We start from the raw sequence: 20,756 nt of genomic DNA on the forward strand, positions 1-20,756 counted from the left end.
TAAAAAGTCTGGAAGGTAAAACAGAGAAACAAAAAAACCACTATAAGAAAAAAGAGCTAAAAAGATATGTTTGGGCGATAGCTAGACTTGGTGGTTGGAAAGGGTATGAAAGCAAAAGACATCCAGGTATAACAACCCTATGGATAGGATTGAAATATTTTAAAGCCGCAATGGAAGGATGGACCATTCATAAAGATATGTCCACACGATAGGACGCTTCGGGAGTTTGAGCATCTTTCATACGTCAATTTCCTACGCTAGATAATTTTTATCACGGGTCTCAACCTGACATTTGCAGGACTTATTTACATTAGAATATGAAACTATCTACTGACCACTATAATTATATTTAATTCAAAAATCCCTTTCAAGTTATTTTGAAAGGGATTTTTGGGTTTATTCGAGTAAATGTGCCTTAAGATCTGCATACTCCTTTATTGAGATTGAAATCTTTTCTTTATTTAAGATTGCATCAATAGCTGGCGGGATTTCCAATTTTTTCCCAATAACCCTCTCAACTGTTTCCAAAAATTTCACGGGATGAGCAGTTTCTAAAAAAGTACCATAATATTCAGGATGCTTTTTTAGAAATTCCTGTAAACCTAAATATCCAACCGCTCCGTGTGGATCCATTATATAACCAGTTTCATCAAACATCGCTTTCATAGCCTTTTTTGTATGGTCGTCAGTAAAACTATAGGAGGATAAATGATCTTTAAGATTCTTAAAATCTTTCTCAAAGAGTTCTATTATTCTAATAAAATTACTTGGATTTCCCACATCCATAGCATTGGAAATGGTTGAAATACTTGGTCTAGGCTCATATTTTTCAGAGTCAAAATATCTACCTATAACATCGTTCGCATTACTGGAAGCAATAAAATGGTCTATTGGTAGTCCCATTTTCACCGCCAACATTCCAGCACATATATTTCCAAAATTTCCACTAGGTACAGAAAAAACTATTTTTTTATCGATTTCAGCAAGTTGCTGATAAGCTATAAAATAATAGAACATTTGTGGTAACCATCGCGCTACATTTATAGAATTCGCTGAAGTTAATTGTCTATGTTTTTGAATCTCTTCATCTAAAAAAGCCTGCTTAACCATATCCTGGCATTCATCAAAAGTGCCATCAACCTCCAGCGCAATAATATTTTCGCCAAGTGTAGTAAGCTGCTTTTCCTGAATTTCGCTAACTTTTCCTTTAGGGTAAAGAATAACTACATCAATTCCGTCTACACCAAGAAAACCATTTGCTACGGCTCCTCCTGTATCTCCAGAAGTTGCTACCAAAACAGTAACATTTCCAACATTACCCTTTTTAATAAAATAACCTAAGCTCCCTGCCATAAATCTTGCACCTACATCTTTGAACGCCATGGTTGGACCATGAAAAAGCTCTAAAACTCCAATATTTTCATTAATTGAAACCACAGGAAAATCAAAATCTAATGTGTGTTCAATGATCTTGGTTAATTCTGAACTAGGTATTTCATCTCCTACAAAATTTTTGATTACTTGAAAGGCCAGATCTACTTTAGAAAAACCATTGATATCCTTAAAAAATGATTTAGGTAAACTAATGACCTTCTCGGGAAAGTACAAGCCTTTATCTGGTGCAAGCCCTCTTAGTACTGCATTCTCAAAACTGGATGTATGCTCTCTGTTATTTAAGCTGAAATATTGCATTATAAAATTTTAATTCCTTGAGTATTAATTTCTGATTGATGTAGATCGAAATCTATTCCTTTTTCCTGATAAAACAATTGCATAGCTTCCTTTACACTTGCGGCAACAGTATCTCCTTTACACATTGCAAAAACTGAAGGTCCTGAGCCTGAGATCCCAAAGCCTAAAGCTCCATTTTCCAATGCGACTTTTTTAAGATCATCAAAAAAAGGAATTAAGATAGAACGCACCGGTTCTATGATCTTATCTTCCAAGCTACGCCCTAACAACTCATAATCTTCTGTATATAAAGCGCTTATTAAAGCTCCCAGGTTTCCCCATTGGCTAACAGCATCTTTTAAATACACACTTTGTTTTAAAATTGACCGGGAATCCTTGGTTTTCAATTCAATTAATGGGTGCAAAATAACAACTCTTAATTGTGGAGGTGATGGTAATGAAACTACTTCTAATGGTTGATAACTCCTTACAAGATTAAAGCCTCCCATTAAAGCAGGAGCAACATTATCTGCATGTGCGTTACCACTGGCTAAACGTTCTCCCTCCATAGCAAACGGAATAAGTTCTTTAATTGTAAAGGGTTCTTCCAGCAGTTTATTAACCGCATATACCGCTCCTGCAGAGCTAGCGGCACTACTCCCTATACCACTTCCCGGCTTAATATGTTTATCTATCTCAATATCAAATCCTTGAGTAGAATTTAGGTTTTCTAATAATGCCTGCACCGCAACACCAGCTACATTATTAAGAGTTTCCATTGGAAGCACTTGCCCTGTAATTCTAGTAATTCTTACCTGATTAACATTGTTTTTTTTAATATACATTTCGTCTCCCACATTGTCCAGACAGCATCCAAGCACATCAAAACCGCAGGAAAGATTAGCCAATGTTGCCGGAGCAAAGATCTTAATTTCTTCCATTAGCTATTTTTTACCTATTCTTATTATGTCTGCAAATATTCCTGAAGCAGTAACGTCTGCCCCTGCTCCTGCTCCTTTAACTATTAAAGGTTGCTCACTATATCTATTAGTAAAGAATAAAACGATATTATCGCTACCACTTAAATTATAAAAAGGATGTTCGGGTCCCACTTGTTGTAAGCCTACCTTAGCTTTTCCATTATCCAATTGAGCGACATATTTTAATTGCTTATTATTAGCTTCGGCGTCCTCATACATCTTTTTGAAGTCGTCTTCATCCTTTTTCAGTAACTCAAAAAATGCGTCATTGGTAGTGGTATTCAAACTTTTTTCAGATAAAAAACTATCATTCTCAATATCACTTAATTCCATTTCTAAACCACTCTCACGAGCAAGAATGAGTATTTTTCGGGACACATCAATTCCACTTAGATCAATTTTCGGATCTGGCTCCGTATATCCTTCAAGCATTGCCTGTTCCACAGTTTTGTAAAATGGCTCCTCTGCATTATAATTATTGAAAACGAAGTTTAAGCTTCCTGAAAGCACTGCTTGAATTTTATGAACTCTATCTCCTGAAGCCATTAAGTTCTTAAGCGTATCTATTATAGGTAATCCTGCTCCTACATTGGTTTCATATAAAAAAGAAGCACCATACTCTCTTGAAAGATCTTGCAAATTCTGATAATTAACAAAATCATCTGCGCAAGCAATTTTATTACAAGTCACTACAGATATAGAATTTGCCAAATATTGTCTATACCAGGCTGCGATCTCCGGACTTGCTGTATTATCTACAAAAATACTGTTACGTAAATTGAGATCTTTAACTCTTTCAAAAAAATCTTCCTTAGATGCGGTTTGTCCCTTTTCAAGATCTTGCTGCCAGGTGTTAATATCTATTCCCTCTTCAACAAATAACATTTTTCTTGAATTGGAAATCCCAAGAATACGGATCTTAAGACTCAGTTTTCCCAAAAGGTATTCTTCCTGTTGTTTCAATTGTTCTATCAATTTACCACCTACATTTCCCACTCCGGTTATAAATAAATTGAGCTCTTTGGAAGGCACCTCAAAAAACTGTTCGTGCAAGGTGTTTAAAGCCTTTTTAACGTCTTTTTTGGCAATCACAGCAGAGATATTCCTTTCTGAAGATCCTTGTGCGATCGCTCTTATGTTAATGTTGTTATTTCCCAGCGCGCTAAACATTTTTCCACTTAAGCCATGATGGCTTTTCATTCTATCTCCCACCAAGGCAATAATTGCTACATTATCTTCTATCTCTACTGGTTTGATCTTGAAGTTTTGTATCTCAACTTCGAAGGCCTCGTTAATTGCATCTTTTGCTTGAATTGCCTCCTCATCTTTTACAGCTATACAAATACTATGTTCAGAAGAAGCTTGTGTAATAAGAACCACATTTATCTTTTCCTGAAATAATACCTCAAAAAGTCTTTTTGAAAAGCCAGGAATACCAACCATGCCACTACCTTCTATGTTCAATAGTTTAATTGAATCTATATGTGTGATTCCAGTAACCCATCTAAAATTCTCCTTGCTGGATTTGGATATTACAGTTCCAATTTCAGAAGGCTTAAAGGTGTTCTTTATGTGGATCTCTATTTGTTTATTTAATAAAGGCTGTAAAGTTGGCGGATATAAAACTTTGGCACCAAAATGAGATAATTCCATTGCCTCTTCATAAGATATGTTTTTCAAAGGATACGCATGAGATACGATACTTGGATTAGCGGTATACATTCCATCTACATCTGTATAGATTAACACTTTATCGGCATCTAAGGCTCCTGCAAAAATAGCAGCAGTAAAATCTGATCCTCCTCTTCCTAATGTGCTAGGAACTCCTTGTTCATTATTAGCTACAAACCCTGGTACTACAAAAAGATCGGCTTTATTATCATTAAAATAGTTGTGAATATTTGTATTGGTCTTAACATAATTAACCTGCACCTTTTCATTCTCATTTTTGCAAACAATAAGATCTCTGGAATCAACAAATTTTACATTTATATTTAATGCTTTAAAATACTCCGTAATTATAAGTGAAGACAGGATCTCGCCATAACTAGCAATCACATGTTTGGTCTTATTGGAAAGTTCATTTAACAAATAGACTCCTTCGTAAAGTGTTTCTAAGCCATTAAATTCAGTTTTCACCTTGCTTAGGATAGCGCTCTGATTTTTAATTGGAATAAGCTCCTTAATAGCATCTAAGTGTCTTTTTTCGTTTTCCTGAAGGGTTTTCTTATAACTTAAATCGCCGGAAGCAGCAAGATCAGCCATTTGTAAAAAATCGTTTGTTACTCCACCAAATGCAGAGAAAACTACTAGGCTTGTATCTTCTTGTAGTTTTTCTTGAATGGTTTCTGAAACTAATTTTATTCTACTTGGAGAGGCTAATGAAGATCCTCCGAATTTCATTATATTCATGCTGTAATTATTAAGATTGTAAAAAAAATGGAAAAATAGGTGCGGAAGTTTTATATATAATACCCCATAGGGGTAATAGAAAACATATATATAGCAGTATTGCCTGAAGTGCCAGGAATAATTGTTGAAATGCTATTTGAAAAATTTTTATAAATCATGTTTTCTTAAAAAACTGATTATAAATGTATACATAAAAGTTCTCTTAGAGACCTTTTATTATATTTAAAATAAATATTAGAGTATTCTTATTCAGTAGATTATAAATTAACAAATCTGATAATTTAAAGATTTTAAATTATCAGATTCGTATAAAGATTGAATACTTTTCAATTGTAGAAGTGCTTCAATTGAATTTTAAAAGTGAAAATTCAATTATTTCAAAGGTTTTACACCTAATTGTTTTAAGATTCCAAGTTCATCTGTAGCTCCCCAGCGTTCTACTAATTTCCCATTTTCGAATCTTCCAATTTGCATCCCTCTCACTTTAAAGGATTTTCCAGTAGGAGAAACTCCCATAAATTCTCCTTTGTGGGTTCCTGAAATTGTATAGGCAAAACTTACATTATCTTCATCAGTCACCATATGCTCTACTTCTATACCAAAGTCTGGAAAAGCAGTTCTCATCATACTAAAAAAGTCTATAAAGCCTTGTGCTCCGGCACCTTGAATATCTGCTGGATCATGATCTTTCACTTTTTCTGAAACCACCTCACGAATCATTTCTAATTTCCCGGTTTTTACAGCTTCGCCAAATTTTTCTTGTGCTTTTATATTTTTATCTTTACTCATAATATGATTTTTAGATTTTAAATAATGAGCTTCAATTTATAAATCGAAGCTCTAAAATTATCCAAACACAACGTTAAACTTATATTATAATCCACTAATGTAGCTTCCGTAAAGGTCTTTAAACTGCATTCCTGCTGTAGACCTATATTTATTAAGTTTTTTATATTCTACTAAACCCCACAAAACAAATTCCTTTAAGAAATAAGAATCCTCCTTAGAAATATCTGATTGATATTTATCTATTAGTTGATTTAGTGGTGGAATAGAATCTAATCTTTCTTTATATTCTTTTTCTGAAAGATCATCTAACAATTCAAATCCGCTTTCAGCAAAGAACCATTCTACTAAGTCATTATAAGGATTGTTTTCATCTACTTTTTCCAACTTTTCGATCTTTGGAAAAAATTTAGGGAATAAGGTTTTCACCGCATCACTAATTAGTTCTTGAGCAACCACAGCACTCCCCTCCTGTTCGCCTTCATATACCAATTCAATTTTTCCTGTAATGGCAGGTATTATTCCAAGGAAATCACTAAAACGCAGTAAAGTTTTATCTTCTCCTGTTTTTAAAGCTCTACGCTCTGCGGCACTCAATAGGTTTTCAAAAGCCGAAATACTTAATCTGGCACTAATTCCACTTCTGGAATCTATATATTCATTATCTCGAGCCTCAAAACTTATTTGCTCCAAAAGATCTTTAGCCAATTCTGGTACATGTACCAAACCAAGTTGACGCTCATCTAATTTAGCTTCTTGCTGCGTGATTGTCTTAGCAACTTCTATAGTACGAGGATAATGTGTAAGTATTTGAGAGCCAATTCTATCTTTTAGAGGAGTTACAATACTACCTCTATTGGTATAATCTTCAGGATTTGCAGTAAATACAAATTGCATATCTAATGGCAATCTTAATTTGAATCCACGTATTTGGATATCCCCTTCTTGTAGAATATTAAAAAGTGCTACCTGAATTCTAGCTTGTAGATCTGGAAGTTCGTTGATCACAAAAATACTTCTGTTCGCACGTGGGATCATCCCAAAGTGGATAACACGATCATCTGCATAGCTCAATTTTAAATTGGCAGCTTTAATTGGGTCTACATCCCCAATAAGATCGGCTACTGTTACATCTGGAGTTGCTAGTTTTTCGAAGAATCGCTCCTCCCTTGCTACCCAGCTGATTGGTGTACTATCTCCTTTTTCTTTAATTAACTCTTTTGCATATCTTGAAATGGGATTAAAAGGATCGTCATTAATTTCTGAGCCTTCAACAATGGGCATCCATTCATCTAAAAGATTAACCATAAGTCTGGCCAACCGAGTTTTTGCTTGTCCTCTCAAGCCAAGAAAATTAATATTATGCTTAGAGAGGATAGCACGTTCCAGTTCTGGGATAACGGTATGTTCGTAGCCATGTATCCCTTCAAAAGAACTTTTCCCGTTTTTAATATTGCTTAATAAATTCTGTCTTAATTCTTCTTTTATACCCTTGGTTTTATATCCTGAATTCTTTAGTTCGCCAAAAGTTTTTATATTCTCTATTTTCATATCTTTTTTATTATTTAGTCCGAAGAAATTCTCTGGACTCAATGTGTTTTTTGAGTTATTTTAAATTGAAATTTTATTAGCCTCTAATTTTCTTCTTTCTGTTATTTTCATAATCTTCAAAGATCATTTCCCCTAAACCTTTGAGTCCGGTGAAAAATGCTTTTCCATGATTGGCTTGTGTAAATTCTCTAACAAACCTTTCTAGATAAGGATCTTGGGCTATCATAAAAGTGGTGATGGGAATATGTAATTTTCTAGCCTGGCTGGCAGCATTGTAACATTTCTCTATTATATATGGATCTAGACCTACACTATTCTTATAATAAGTTCCATCACGTTCTCTTATACAACTCGGCTTCCCATCTGTAATCATAAAGATTTGCTTATTCGTGTTTCTTTTACGCCTTAAGAGATCCATTGCCAGTTGCAATCCAGCCACTGTATTGGTATGATATGGGCCAACATTTAAATAAGGAAGATCTCCAATAGAAATAGCCCATGCATCATTCCCAAAAACAAGAATATCCAAAGTATCCTTAGGATATCTGGTTGTAATAAGTTCTGCTAAAGCCATGGCTACTTTTTTGGCCGGAGTAATTCTATCTTCACCATATAGAATCATACTATGACTAATATCTATCATAAGTACAGTGCTCATCTGCGATTTATGATGAGTTTCTTCTACTACAAGATCATCTTCAGTCATTTTAAATTCTCCAATACCATGATTGATCTGGGCATTTTTTAAACTTTCTGTCATAGATATCCTGTCCAAAGAATCCCCGTAATGGAATTCCTTGAACTCACCTGTGTGCTCATCACCTAAACCTTGGTGTTTCGTAGAATGGTTTCCGGAGCCGCTTCTTTTAATCTTTCCGAAGATCTGATTTAAAGCTTGCTGTCTTATGGCTCTTTCAGTTTTAGCTGTAATTCCCATGCCTCCCGTTCCATCGGGTTTTATCTCTTCGCGGATATATCCTTTTTTCTTAAGATCTTCTATAAAATCGTCTATTGTATATTCACTTGTGGTGAGTTTGTATTCAACATCTAACTGTCTTAACCATTCTATAGCTTCATCAAAATCTCCAGAAGTATGGGTAATCAACTCTTTAAAAATTTCGAATAGTTTATCGAACGGGCTTATATTTTCCTCTTCAAATTTTTTGAAAATAAAACCGCTGCGTATGCTTTCATCCTTCTTTTTCATACTTTAAAGTTAACTTATTTTAAGCGTACTATGAAGTTATACTAATGTGAACAGGCACTAAACTTTTGTTAATTTGAAAATAACTCCTAGACTTTCATATTGAAGTAGTCGAGAAAAATATGTGAGAATAGATTCTTGATGTTATACTTTTCTTAAACCTTTTCACTTTTGTTCAATATACATGAGATTTGCCGAAAAAATAAGAAATGATAAAATCCCCCTACCTACTTATAGCTTGTTGTTTGTTTACTTTTTCTGGATTCTCCCAAGAGAAAATGAAATCACCTTATGAGACGGATATTGTAAAAGACGGGATTTGGATCACTTCTGCAGTGGGTCTAAATGTTCTGGGCTTCAAATTAATCCAAGAAAAGGATGAGCTTACATTAAATGAATTAAACCAGCTATCTAAAGATGAAGGTTGGGGAGTAGATCGTTGGGCAGCAGGATACTATTCAGAAAAAGCGAATGCTGATAGCTATATTCCATTTTATGCATCTTTTGTAATGCCTTTTGCACTTTTAATAAATGAAAATGAACGTGGACATGCCGGGCAAATTTCTGTTCTTTTTGTAGAAACCATGGCTACTACAGGTGCTTTATTTACAATTACAGCTGGACTGGTTGAGAAAAGCAGACCTTTAGTTTATAACGAATCTCTTGAAACCGGGGAAAGAATTGAAAATGACGAACAACGTTCTTTTTTTGCAGGGCATACCGCGGCTACAGCAGCAGCTACTTTTTTTGTTGCTAAAGTTTTTAACGATTTTAATCCTGACTCTCCATTGAAACCTTACATCTGGGGAGTTGCTGCGGCAATACCAGTATCTGTAGGATATATGCGTATTAAAGCTGGAAAACATTTCCTTACAGATAATTTAATTGGGTACGGAGTTGGTGCAGCAGCTGGTGTTTTAATTCCTGAGTTACATAAAAAAGCGGATAAGAATCTTCAAATTTATCCAAGCACTAGTTTTAATCATGGAGAATATAATTTCTCTTCACAAGGATTAACTTTAAACTATCAGTTTTAAAAGAAACCCTAAATTGCGGTTTAATTATTTAACTGTGCTAATTCAGATTAATGGAAGTTTCAGAAATTATAGTTACCATTTTAGGGATAATCATGCTTATTCCAACGCTAGCTTCTATTACAAGATTTGACCAATGGTGGGTACGCGGATTCGATTTTCCAAGAATACAAATCAGTTTCTTAATAATTTCTGTTCTAATAACCTACCTCTTATTTGTTGATGTAAGTAATGGATGGGAGATTAGTTTAGTTGTTCTTTTAATCTTTAGCCTGTTTTATCAGGCGGTTAGAATTTACCCATACACAACTTTAGCAAAGAAAACGGTACAATCTTTTAATGGTGACGACACCAAAAATCATATTTCTATATTGGTAAGTAATGTTCTTTCTACTAATAATAGGTATGATAAATTAGTGGATCTGGTAAAAACCAAGAAGCCAGATCTATTGCTCACCTTAGAAACAGATAAAAAATGGGAATCCGGGTTGAGTGAACTAGAAAATGATTATAAATACACAGTTAAAGTTCCGCTGGAAAATCAATATGGAATGCATTTGTATTCTAAATTGGAATTAAAAGACATACAGGTTAAATATCTTATAGATGAGGAAATCCCCTCTATTCACGGGCATGTTATTTTACCAAATGACCATGTTGTGAAAATCCACTGCTTACATCCTAAACCGCCAAGCCCTTCAGAAGATCTCACTTCTACCAACAGAGATGCAGAACTGCTATTTGTAGGCAGAGATGTTAAAAAAGACAAGGAAACAGTATTAGTTTTAGGAGATTTAAATGATGTGGCTTGGTCTCGTACTACAAGATTATTCCAGAAGATAAGTGGTTTAATGGATCCTAGATTAGGGAGAGGCTTCTTTAATACATTTAGTACTAAATATTTATTCCTTAGATGGCCTCTAGATCATGTTTTCCATACTTCGGATTTTACTTTAGTAGAAATTGAACGCCTAAAAAGTATAGAATCAGATCACTTCCCAATGTTCATTAAACTGAATTATGAACCTAGAGCTGAAAGCTTTCAAGATAAGCCTGAAGGAGCAGATGAAGAAGAGGAAGAATGGGCCGAAGAGAAAATTAATGAAGGGAACCCAACGGAAACCGATGTCTAATTTGGTTGAGGAAAAAAAGGTTTGAAAATTGGTAACTCTTTGAGTTGCTCACAATTTTTCGCTGTAATTGGCTTTTCTATAAAATTGATGATCTTATTGTACTTTTTCGCCTTTTCTTTATCATTATAATCTATAGAAGAAGATACCATCAAAACATAAACATTCTCTTTTATTGACATTTTTTCGATCTCATCTAAGAATTCCCATCCATTCATGATTGGCATATTAATATCCAACATCAATAAATAATGATGCTCTGTAGATGCTGAATTTAAATATTCAACTGCTTCAAATGCTCTCTTAAATTTTATAGGTTCCTTAGTAACCTTACAATTTTGCAGTAATTTGCCTTGAACTAATCTAACAATATCATCATCATCTATTATCAATACTTTCAGCATTATCGGGGATTTAAAGTTACATCTTCAGTCTTCCTTGTTATATTTCGAATAATATCATCTAATTCCTTGGCTGAAGTGTTAATATGCTCTAGTAATTGAGATTGCTCATCGACATCTGGATAGCTTTGAATTAAATCTACTAATCCCATGATCCTTGCCAAAGGAGCTCGCACTACATGAGACTGCGTCCATGCAATATCCTTTAGTCTGCTATTATGATCTTCTATAGTTTGAATATAATTTTGAATTTCCGTAATGTCTTGCATAGCACCAATAATACGTATGGTGTTCGTCTTCTCATCTGTAATTAAGTAACTTCTATCTAAAACATATTTATAGCTACCATCTGCACACCTAAACCTATATTCAATTTGAACATTTCTAGATTTTGCGTTTCTAACATCTTCAGAAAAACTTCTAACTCGTTCTCTATCTTCTGGGTGTAATCTTTCATTCCACCAAACACCTGTGTTTTCAATATCATTTTTAGAATAGCCAAAAACACTTTCTATTCCTTCATTGTAATACATTTTATCATTCACTACATCGTAATCTGTAATAGTATCACTAGTTGCTTTGGCAACAATATCGTAGCGCTTTAAGCTATGTATTAATTTTTTTTCTTGTTTAATAAATTCGGTAATATCTCTAGAGTTGGCAACCAATCCATTAATAGAAGGATCATCATTTAAATTGGTTACTATAGTCTCTATATAACGCCACTTATTATCTGAAGATTTAATTCTATAAGAAGGAATTTGAATTCGTTTATTATCCTTTAGTTTTAATAAATATTCTTTTACACTTTCAACATCGTTTTTATGAATGTAATGGAAAAAATTATGTTTGATCATATCAGAATCAGAAATGCCCATCAATTGTGAAGAAGAAGGACTTACGTAGGATAAAGCACCAGAAAAGTCCATAATCATTATCAGGTCTGATGCATCTTGTACAAGTGCTTTAAAACGTTTTTCACTAGCTTTTAAAGCTTGCTCGGCTTCCATTTGACCTGTAATATCTTTAATTTGCGTAACGCGTGCTTCTCTTCCATCAAAATCTATCGGATTACTCAAAATTTCTACATGAATTATAGAACCATCTTTTTTAAGATGTTTTACACTCGTGTTAAACTTTTCATGATAATTTTCTTTCCAAGTACGTTGTATCTCCTCTCTTATCCCAGCCACCCAAAGATCACGCACATTCATGCATAGGAATTCATTTGTTGAATATCCATACAATTTAATTGCCGCATCATTTACTTTAAGAAAGTCTAAAGTGTGTTTATCCAGAACCCACATTGGGTAGGGACTGAAATCGAATAATGCTTTATACTTTCTTTCAGATTCGTTTAATTTAAAGTCAATGTTTTTACGCTCTATGCTGTAGTATATACTTTTAGCAAGCTGAGGAGCGCTTAGCTCATCTTTTAGTAAATAATCTGAAATACCAAGTGAAAGTGTTCTAACACCAAATTCCTTGTTCGAAAATCCTGTTAAAACTATTATTGGAATATTCTTAGATAATGAAACCATGTTTTTCACCAAAGTTTCATTATTCTCTACATCTGGTAAGGATAAATCCAACAAAATAACTTTGTAGTTATGAGTATTTACCAACTTACCCTTAGCCTCTTGAAAAGTAGTAGCTCGAGTTAAATTAATTTGTAAATGCTCTTCTCCAAGATAATCTTCAATTAAAATATAGTCTCCTATATGATCCTCTATTACAAGAATATTCAAAACTTCGCCACGCTCCGTCATATAAAATCTATTTATTAACTGGTAGTTTTGCAGTAGTTAACCAAAATGTTTCTATTAAAGAGATAACCTTAGAAAAATCATTTGCATCTACAGGTTTGGTTATATAACAGTTAGCTTGGTTTTTATAGCATTGATTTATATCGTTGCTGGAAGACGAGGTGCTTAGCATTATCACGGGGATATGATTAATGTTGCTATTAGATTTTATTTCCTTTAAAACCTCATAACCATTCATTTTGGGAAGGTTTATATCTAACAAAATAAGATCTGGAGTTATTGCTGAGTTATACTTATCTTTCTTTTCCAAATATAACAAAGCTTCCCAACCATCTTTTACAACTTGCAATTCTTTCAAAATATCGCCTTCTAACAAAGCTTCTTTTGTTAACAGTATATCTCCTTCATTATCTTCAATAAGTAAAATATTTATAGGGATCATAGGGTTATTTTTAAAGGGCTCTCAAATATACTAATTTTGTTTTTTAATTGTAATATGGAAAGTACTTCCTTTATTCATTTTGGAACTTACCCAAATCTTCCCTCCATGGTTCTCAATAATTTTTCTACATATTGCCAAACCAATGCCTGTACCAGAGTAATTATCTTTGCTATGCAATCTTTGGAATACCACAAATATCTTTTCAAAAAATTGCTCCTCAATTCCAATTCCGTTATCTGTGACATCTATTTGCCAAAAATCCAAGGTATCAAAAACTTCAATTTTAATTTCAGCCTTATTCTCTGAATTCTGATATTTTAATGCATTGGTAATTAAGTTAGACAAGACTCGTTGCAAGGGACTGGATGCGGCATAAATTTTAGGTAAGTCTTTATATAAAATCTTTCCATTAGCTTCAGAGATCAAGTCTTTATGAAGCTTAATAATTTCTTCAAGCATTATATTTAGATCTATTTCCTCGAGCTGGTAGTTCATTCTTCCAACCCGAGAATATTCTAAGAGATCTAATAGAATTTGTCTCATTCTTACTGCCCCATCTGTAGCATAATAAATGTATTGCTGAGCTTTGGGGTCTAATTGATCTTTATATTTTTTATTTAACTGAGTTAAAAAACTGGTTACCATCCGTAATGGTTCTTGCAAATCATGGGAAGCTATATACGCAAACTGTTCTAATTCGGCATTTGATGTTGCTAACTCATTTGCCCTGTTATTTAATTCAGAATTCAATTGCTCTAATGCAATCTCATTTTGCTTTAATTGGCTTATATCTTGAAGAGAGCCGATCATTCTAATAGCATCGCCTTCTTCATTTCTCGTAATTAAACCTCTATCCATTACTATAGAAATTTCTTTATTTGCTTTTACCAGTTTATAGCCATATTCCCAAAAGTTTACAGAACTGTCCTTGAGAGCATTCTCTAAACTTAAAATTACTTCATCCTTATTGTCCGGATGCAATTGATTCTCCCAATGCTCTAATCCATTTTCCAACTCAGGGATTTCATATCCATAGGTACTAAAATAAGCCATACTCCATTCCATGGTATTATTGGGAATATCCCAATCATAAATTGCTTCATGAGTTACTTTCGTAATAAGATCGTAACGCTCTTTAGCTATTCTAATCTCTTCGTCTGCCCGCTTTTTAGTGGTGATATCTTTGAAATAAATAGAGAGTCCAGATGGGCTAGGATAGGCATTTACCTCGAACCAAGTATCATATGCTTTGAAATAATCTTGAAAAGAAACTTTTTCACCTGTTTCTAATGCTTTTGAATACTTTTTGTACGAATCTGAATCTTTAGCTTCTGGAAAGAAATCCCATAAATATTTATCCAATATAGAATCTTTGGAGATCCGTAATAATTTCTCTGCTTCTTTATTAAAGTAAGTTACTATCCAGTCTTTTGTTACAGAGAAAAAACCATCTGTAATACTTTCCAGAATATTATTTACTTGATTGTTGAATTTCTTTAATTCTTTCTCATAATTCTTACGATCTGTGATATCTGTATGGATGCCATATACTGCAATTAATTCATTATTCTGATTAAATATAGGTCCCCCACTAAATTGATAATCTAAAACTTTATTAGATTTATCTAAGAGTTGAATGTCTCCATTCCATGATTTCCCATTTAAAAGTTGATTAAAAACTTCTTCTCCTTGATGTTCATTTCTATAAGCGTTCTTAATTTTTATTATTTGATTAAGTTCTTCTTCGTTATAGCCTAATGCTTTTTTAAAGGAACTGTTTAGATAAACATCTCCTGATTTTAAATCTAAAATAGTAACTCCTTCTGACGAACTTTCAATTACATTTTTAAATTTCAGCATTTCTAAATTTGCTGTTTTTAATGGTGTTATATCAAGACCGAAAAGATTAATTACACCATCATCTGAAATTATTTCTGAAGGAGTCCAGGAAATCCATTTCCAATCTCCATCCTTAGTCCTGCACCTACCCTCATAAGATCTAGGAACATAGCCTTGAGTCACTTCTTTTAACCTTTTAAAGGACACACTTACTTCTTCAGGATGCAAGAATTCATGATAAGGGGTATTTAATAGTTCTTCTTCAGAGTATCCAAATATTTTAGTAAAAGAAGGGCTTACTTTCTTCATATATCCATCCAACCCTATAACCGCAATTAAATTAGGGGAGTACTTGAAAAGATTATTAAGTTGAGATTCGGTCATCTTCCTTTGGATATCACTGGAAATCTGCAAGCTTAATCTATTTATTATATCCTTTATTAAGCCAACTTCTCTATCTCGTTTTATACCATAAAACGTGAGCACTTGTATTACATTTTTATCAAAAACTATAGGCACTCCTAAAAGGATACTATTGGATTCTAAGACTAATGAAATTTCTGAGGTTTGAGATTCTAACACAGTCTTAGGAAGGCTTTTTGATGACAATATGTTTATAACCTCTTTGTTTATAGTTACATGTTCTTCTTTCTTATAATTTACAAGTTCTTTTAAATTACCGTCTATTATCCCAACTTCCCAAGCCTGAGCAAAATCGAAATCAAAATATTCGGAAATTGTTTGGATAGTATCGCTCAAACCTTGCCTTAAGTTTTTAGATGCACTTAAAGAATTAATTAATTTTGAAATTAATTTTTGTTCTTGTTCAAATTCATAATTCTCAGTAATATTCCGAGCAATTCCTACCAAGCCAATTACATCACCTTCTTTTGTTTTAAAAGGAACTTTTGTGAGTAAAATCACTTCTTTTTTCCCTTTATGATCATAAACAACATCCTTACGATTGATAACAGCGAGATCATTTTCCATTACCGATTTGTTATCCATTGTAATCTCCTTGCCATAGTCCTCCGATAAATATTCTGTAGGTTTTAAATTTAGTAATTCAGCTTCGGTTCCTTTCCCCATATAATCTGAATAAAACATTTTATTAGCAAGAATTAATTCATCCCTTCTATTTTTAACAAAAATATAATCGGGTATATTATCGATGATCGCTCTTAAAATATTTCGTTCTTCTTCCAGTTTAGATCTAACAGCATTCATTTCTGAGGCGTTTTTTGCAATACAATACATTAATTGCTCTTCTTCTACCCAACGAACGGACCATACCATGGGCACAATAGAACCATCTTTTTTAAAATATCTATTGGAAAAATTAGTTTTATTATCCCCGCTCATGATCTCTTGAGCAGCGACCGTTGTGGTTTCCCAATCCTCCTGTAAAACAAATTCCATGTAAGCTTTACCATATAATTCTTCAGGTTTATAACCCCACATTTCATAACAAGCCTCATTAATATGAACGAAACAGCCCTCCTTATCTATAGTACAAATAACATCTAAAGATTGGTCTAGAATCGTTTTATAACGATGTTCCAGATCTTTTGAATGTTTTTTAGTTAATTCTGATTCTGTGATATCTTTTGCAATACCAAAAACACCTGTTATTTCTCCGTTTATTATAATTGGAAAATTGGTTATATTTATTACTATTTCAGTTCCTTTAAAACTCCTCATTCCAGTATTGTAATTCTGAAATTCACCTTTTACGGCCTTAAGAAAATGATTGAGCACCATTTCTTGATCTTTCTCGGGAATAAGCGGTAAAAAACTATGCTTTAATAATTCTGAATTTGAAATTTCAGTCATTTTACAAGCGCTTTCATTAGCAGAAATAAAATTTCCTTGTAGATCAAAAGAATAAACAGCGTCTGGGTGATTATTAAATAAAGATTCAAAAACTTGGGAAGTTTTATTTAAAATCTCAACCTCTTGAATTGATTCTTTTGAAATTGAAGTAGTTGTTCCATAATTAATTGCATCAGAAGTTGTGATACGAATTTCAATGAATTTAATCTCAGCTTTTTCAACAAGAGTTTTCCTGAACTGAATATCTTTATTTGTAGAACTGCTTTTAATTGTAACACTAGTTGAATATCCGGCTAAAGCTTCGTTAAACTGATTTAAAAATTCCTCTAAAGATTCTAATGGAATGATTTCAAATAGGCTCTCCTTTTCTTGTAAAGATAAATTGAAATGGAATTCTAAAAAGTCAGCTGTTTCAGAATTAATAATCTCAATTCTTCCATTCAGATCAACAAAAAGAGAATATTCAGGTTTGCTTCTTAACCTGTTAGAAGGTTCGCTATTTAAAATTTCAGAGATCAGGGACTCTCTCTTTAATTTTTCAAAATTTTGACTGGGCATAAGTATAGGTTAGGGTAATTTTGGCTACAAATGCTAAAAGATAGAAAAGTTTATCTTAGGAAACAAGAAGCTTAAAGTAAGTAGATGTGTTGTGATTTTGAAGATGTACTTTTACCTCGAGCTAAAGAATCCTATTAATAAAATTCAAAATCATGAACCTTTGGGCAAGCCCATGAGCTATGGCTCGGGAGGAAGATGCTTTTGACAATTCGACGCAGGCCCGCCAGAATGTTTCGAGCAGACCTGGGGAACCTGCCCAGCCGGTCAGGCGGGTTAAACCCCCAATGAGGGATTAAAAGAATTTTTTACTTATCTGAACCCCCGCACCAAAATTAGGAGCAGCTATAGAATTAAGATCAGCACCAACTTGAAGATTTACGTCAAATGAATCTTGCCAAACTTTAAGATCCAAGTAGGTAGATAGAATATTACTAATAACTTTACTTCCTCCGTTTTTCCCTCCATAATTTTTTCTATAGCTTGTTAAAAGCTTATAAGGCAAATCTCCTAGCACTCCGGATAAACCAATATGATGCACAATGATCTTATTATTATTAATCCTGAATCTATCATCGTCTAATGTTATAAACGGTACTCCTAGTATTCTATTTTCGTAAGTCCAACCAGATCTGTACAAATTATTATTGAAGTAATTATCATAACCATCGGAAGTTATATCATTATCACTTTGATCCCTTGTATAATAGAATTCATACATAACAGAATTGATAAAGTTATCTGAATCTGGGCTTTCAATAAAAACACCATATCTCCCATCAGGAGTGTTTCTTAATATCCTTCCAGAACCATCTTCGAACAAATGATTATACAAAATTTCGACTTTATAATCGTTTACTGAAGTAGTTAGATAAACCTCATAACTCCCAAGATGATTTCCGAGTGCATTTGCCTCTTGTCCACCAACAGTATCTTCTCCTTCTTTTCCTGTAAAAACATCAACATAATCTCCAAAGCTGCTTGGCAACTCACCAAAATCTGGAGATGTTCCTCCCCATTGAACAAAGTGTTGAAGTCCTGCTTTTATTTCAAAATTATTTAATTTATCAAAAATTACATGGAAGCTTTTATGATGAATTCTCGTGTTTTCTACATAACGCTCATCATCGGTTATAAATTCTTCCAATGTAGCGTCTATGCTTAAACCTAATTTTTTACTTATACGAACGGGATTTACTAGGGACAAACTTATTCCTGGTAAAGGTCTTGCATTTAAAGACCAAAGAATGTTTTGATTACTGGCACTTAGTCCATCATATAAGAGTTCTTTTTGCTTTCTTCCTGCATAAGCCTTTAGCCATTTATTTTCAAGCATTATATAGGATTCATCTAACTGTAGCTTTTCCGTATAACCATCATGAAATAACCCACCAACTCCAACTTCTAATTTTGCGTTTTGGGAAAATTGATAAGTTGCCTTACCGCTTAAAAAAGCTGAAATATTGCTAGTCTCATCGATTCTTCCCCTTTGGTTAGAATGTATCCAGAATGGCGATTCATCTTGGGAATAAACAATTCCTGTTAAGGAACCGAAACCTTCATATTTTATTTCCTGAGCATGAAGTAAAAAAGAACAACTTAGAATTAAAAGAGCAGTTAAAGAGTGTTTCATATGGAATATAAATAAAGCTAAAGATGCTCAGCATCTAGTTTTAGAGTTAAAAATATGTAATTTTATGCGATATAACTCAACTTTATGATTTCAATTTTCAGAAAGAAAGATTTTTTAATAGACCACCTAGAAGGAATAATAGATATCCACAATCATATTTTACCTGGAATAGACGATGGGGCTCAAAACGTTGAAGAATCAATTGGCTTACTGGAGAAATTTAGGGATCTAGGGATCACTAAGTTTATTGCAACTCCGCATATAATGAACGATTATTATCCAAACACGCCGGAGACAATTAATTCTGCCTTAACTCTTTTAAAAAAAGAAATTAGTGAAAACAAAAGTTTAAAAAATACTGAAATCCGGTTTGCTGCAGAATATATGATGGATCAAAATTTCTTAGAGCTAATGAAAACCGAAAAACTTCTAACACTGAAGGATAATATGGTACTTGTTGAAATGTCCTATTTTCAGGCTCCTATCAACCTAAACGAGATTTTATTTAAGCTTCAAACCAACGGCTACAAGCCTGTTCTAGCCCACCCTGAGAGATATGCTTTTTATCATACCAAAGATTTATCTAAATATGAAGAATTAAAAAATAGAGGTTGTTTATTTCAATTGAATACTTTGTCTCTGACTCCACATTACGGAAGTAATATGCAAAAAATTGCATATAAACTTTTAGAGAACGGTATGATAGATTTTATTGGTAGTGATACTCATAGATTACAACATTTAGAAAAGATCGAGACGATAACGATCCAAAAGAAAACAAAAGACTCTATCACTAATATAATCTCCAAAACAAAAGAGCGGTTTTTATGATTGTCCGTAAAGTCTCATGACTTTTCGTCGCGTTGTCCCGATGCATTTGGAGATTCAGGGTCTCAGACAGAGATAGGGGTCTACACATTGAGCTTATAGGAATGTGCTTTTCTTTTTGGAAGAAGCTTCGACATGCTCAGCTTGACATTGGGCTTGTCGAAATGTGGTTTTTTAAAAAAGCCTCCACTGGACACCATTGACGTATTTTTTAAAATTGGTGATATTTGCCAAGTTTAGCTCAGGAATAAATGGCAAATTATTCACTAAGACTTTATCATTGTTTTAAAGTCCTCCCCTCAGGGGAGGATTTAGGAGGGGATGAGAGTATATTTTTTAACTCATCCTAACCCCGGCCCTTCCCAAAGGGAAGGGAGCAAATATTTTCTCATTATCAAGGCTGTTCTATACTAGTGCCTTTACTAATTATGTAAATCAAGAACCTCGGGGCAAGCCCACGAGGTACGTCCCGATGGTTCCTATCGTGTGGACATATCTTTATGAATGGTCCACCCTTCCATTGCGGCTTTAAAATATTTCAATCCTATCCATAGGGTTGTTATACCTGGATGTCTTTTGCTTTCATACCCTTTCCAACCACCAAGTCTAGCTATCGCCCAAACATATCTTTTTAGCTCTTTTTTCTTATAGTGGTTTTTTTGTTTCTCTGTTTTACCTTCCAGACTTTTTA

At 33.6% G+C, this 20,756-nt stretch carries 14 protein-coding genes and 2 pseudogenes; 4 read left to right on the forward strand and 12 right to left on the reverse strand.

The window, feature by feature from the left end; genetic code table 11:
• Positions 1-212, forward strand: a pseudogene (locus ES724_RS16565) (hypothetical protein); the annotation flags it as partial.
• A 184-nt stretch (positions 213-396) separates the two neighbouring features.
• On the opposite strand, the gene thrC reads toward ES724_RS16565, so the two are convergent.
• The 6 genes from thrC to ES724_RS15780 all read right to left on the reverse strand — a co-directional run bounded on the left by thrC (position 397) and on the right by ES724_RS15780 (position 8,607).
• Complete coding sequence (thrC, locus tag ES724_RS15755) at positions 397-1,692, reverse strand: threonine synthase (protein WP_146934766.1); 1,296 nt, start codon at positions 1,690-1,692, stop codon at positions 397-399.
• Complete coding sequence (locus ES724_RS15760; protein WP_146934769.1) at positions 1,692-2,612, reverse strand: homoserine kinase; 921 nt, start codon at positions 2,610-2,612, stop codon at positions 1,692-1,694. Before ES724_RS15760 ends, thrC begins: the two co-directional genes overlap by 1 nt.
• Positions 2,613-2,615: 3 nt before the next feature.
• The gene (gene thrA, locus ES724_RS15765; protein ID WP_146934771.1) at positions 2,616-5,063 is read right to left on the reverse strand and encodes a bifunctional aspartate kinase/homoserine dehydrogenase I; all 2,448 of its coding nucleotides are present in this window, start codon (positions 5,061-5,063) and stop codon (positions 2,616-2,618) included.
• Positions 5,064-5,435: 372 nt separating this feature from the next.
• Positions 5,436-5,852 (reverse strand): ester cyclase, encoded by a 417-nt coding sequence (locus ES724_RS15770; RefSeq protein WP_146934773.1) that lies wholly within the window; start codon positions 5,850-5,852, stop codon positions 5,436-5,438.
• 84 nt (positions 5,853-5,936) lie between these two features.
• Positions 5,937-7,400 carry a MoxR family ATPase gene (locus ES724_RS15775; protein ID WP_146934775.1) on the reverse strand — a complete coding sequence of 488 codons (1,464 nt, stop codon included), beginning with the start codon at positions 7,398-7,400 and terminating at the stop codon, positions 5,937-5,939.
• Positions 7,401-7,476: 76 nt separating this feature from the next.
• Positions 7,477-8,607 carry a vWA domain-containing protein gene (locus tag ES724_RS15780; RefSeq protein WP_146934777.1) on the reverse strand — a complete coding sequence of 377 codons (1,131 nt, stop codon included), beginning with the start codon at positions 8,605-8,607 and terminating at the stop codon, positions 7,477-7,479.
• A 206-nt stretch (positions 8,608-8,813) separates the two neighbouring features.
• On the opposite strand from ES724_RS15780, the gene ES724_RS15785 reads away from it, so the two are divergent.
• Positions 8,814-9,641 (forward strand): phosphatase PAP2 family protein, encoded by an 828-nt coding sequence (locus tag ES724_RS15785; protein ID WP_146934780.1) that lies wholly within the window; start codon positions 8,814-8,816, stop codon positions 9,639-9,641.
• Positions 9,642-9,691: 50 nt separating this feature from the next.
• Positions 9,692-10,771 carry an endonuclease/exonuclease/phosphatase family protein gene (locus ES724_RS15790; RefSeq protein ID WP_146934783.1) on the forward strand — a complete coding sequence of 360 codons (1,080 nt, stop codon included), beginning with the start codon at positions 9,692-9,694 and terminating at the stop codon, positions 10,769-10,771.
• Here ES724_RS15790 and ES724_RS15795 read toward each other — a convergent pair.
• The 5 genes from ES724_RS15795 to ES724_RS15815 form a co-directional block, all read right to left on the reverse strand.
• On the reverse strand, positions 10,768-11,172 hold the full coding sequence (locus tag ES724_RS15795) for a response regulator (RefSeq protein ID WP_146934786.1): 405 nt from the start codon (positions 11,170-11,172) through the stop codon (positions 10,768-10,770). The genes ES724_RS15790 and ES724_RS15795 overlap by 4 nt on opposite strands.
• Positions 11,172-12,938 carry a PAS domain S-box protein gene (locus ES724_RS15800; RefSeq protein WP_146934789.1) on the reverse strand — a complete coding sequence of 589 codons (1,767 nt, stop codon included), beginning with the start codon at positions 12,936-12,938 and terminating at the stop codon, positions 11,172-11,174. The genes ES724_RS15795 and ES724_RS15800 overlap by 1 nt, the downstream gene beginning before the upstream one ends.
• Positions 12,939-12,945: 7 nt before the next feature.
• Complete coding sequence (locus tag ES724_RS15805; RefSeq protein WP_146934792.1) at positions 12,946-13,377, reverse strand: response regulator; 432 nt, start codon at positions 13,375-13,377, stop codon at positions 12,946-12,948.
• 30 nt (positions 13,378-13,407) lie between these two features.
• Positions 13,408-17,607 carry a PAS domain S-box protein gene (locus tag ES724_RS15810; RefSeq protein WP_146934795.1) on the reverse strand — a complete coding sequence of 1,400 codons (4,200 nt, stop codon included), beginning with the start codon at positions 17,605-17,607 and terminating at the stop codon, positions 13,408-13,410.
• Between the two features lie 292 nt (positions 17,608-17,899).
• Entirely contained in the window at positions 17,900-19,237 is a 1,338-nt protein-coding gene (locus tag ES724_RS15815) for a capsule assembly Wzi family protein (protein ID WP_146934798.1), read from the reverse strand.
• A gap of 84 nt (positions 19,238-19,321) precedes the next feature.
• Between ES724_RS15815 and ES724_RS15820 the strand changes: the two genes are divergently transcribed.
• A complete protein-coding gene (locus ES724_RS15820) occupies positions 19,322-20,068 on the forward strand; it encodes a tyrosine-protein phosphatase (protein WP_146934801.1) in 747 nt (248 codons plus the stop codon).
• A gap of 476 nt (positions 20,069-20,544) precedes the next feature.
• Here the strand turns inward: ES724_RS15820 and ES724_RS16570 are convergent.
• Positions 20,545-20,756, reverse strand: a pseudogene (locus ES724_RS16570) (hypothetical protein); the annotation flags it as partial.

This window comes from Gillisia hiemivivida, assembly GCF_007997295.1.
In the GTDB taxonomy this organism is placed as follows: domain Bacteria; phylum Bacteroidota; class Bacteroidia; order Flavobacteriales; family Flavobacteriaceae; genus Gillisia; species Gillisia hiemivivida.

Bases quoted from the DNA above. Each gene is read 5' to 3' on its own strand.
- ES724_RS15775 (WP_146934775.1), bottom strand. From the start codon at position 7,400: ATGAAAATAGAGAATATAAAAACTTTTGGCGAACTAAAGAATTCAGGA.
- ES724_RS15785 (WP_146934780.1), top strand. From the start codon at position 8,814: ATGATAAAATCCCCCTACCTACTTATAGCTTGTTGTTTGTTTACTTTT.
- ES724_RS15790 (WP_146934783.1), top strand. From the start codon at position 9,692: ATGGAAGTTTCAGAAATTATAGTTACCATTTTAGGGATAATCATGCTT.
- ES724_RS15780 (WP_146934777.1), bottom strand. From the start codon at position 8,607: ATGAAAAAGAAGGATGAAAGCATACGCAGCGGTTTTATTTTCAAAAAA.
- thrC (WP_146934766.1), bottom strand. From the start codon at position 1,692: ATGCAATATTTCAGCTTAAATAACAGAGAGCATACATCCAGTTTTGAG.
- ES724_RS15795 (WP_146934786.1), bottom strand. From the start codon at position 11,172: ATGCTGAAAGTATTGATAATAGATGATGATGATATTGTTAGATTAGTT.
- thrA (WP_146934771.1), bottom strand. From the start codon at position 5,063: ATGAATATAATGAAATTCGGAGGATCTTCATTAGCCTCTCCAAGTAGA.
- ES724_RS15820 (WP_146934801.1), top strand. From the start codon at position 19,322: ATGATTTCAATTTTCAGAAAGAAAGATTTTTTAATAGACCACCTAGAA.
- ES724_RS15805 (WP_146934792.1), bottom strand. From the start codon at position 13,377: ATGATCCCTATAAATATTTTACTTATTGAAGATAATGAAGGAGATATA.
- ES724_RS15800 (WP_146934789.1), bottom strand. From the start codon at position 12,938: ATGACGGAGCGTGGCGAAGTTTTGAATATTCTTGTAATAGAGGATCAT.
- ES724_RS15815 (WP_146934798.1), bottom strand. From the start codon at position 19,237: ATGAAACACTCTTTAACTGCTCTTTTAATTCTAAGTTGTTCTTTTTTA.
- ES724_RS15760 (WP_146934769.1), bottom strand. From the start codon at position 2,612: ATGGAAGAAATTAAGATCTTTGCTCCGGCAACATTGGCTAATCTTTCC.
- ES724_RS15810 (WP_146934795.1), bottom strand. From the start codon at position 17,607: ATGCCCAGTCAAAATTTTGAAAAATTAAAGAGAGAGTCCCTGATCTCT.
- ES724_RS15770 (WP_146934773.1), bottom strand. From the start codon at position 5,852: ATGAGTAAAGATAAAAATATAAAAGCACAAGAAAAATTTGGCGAAGCT.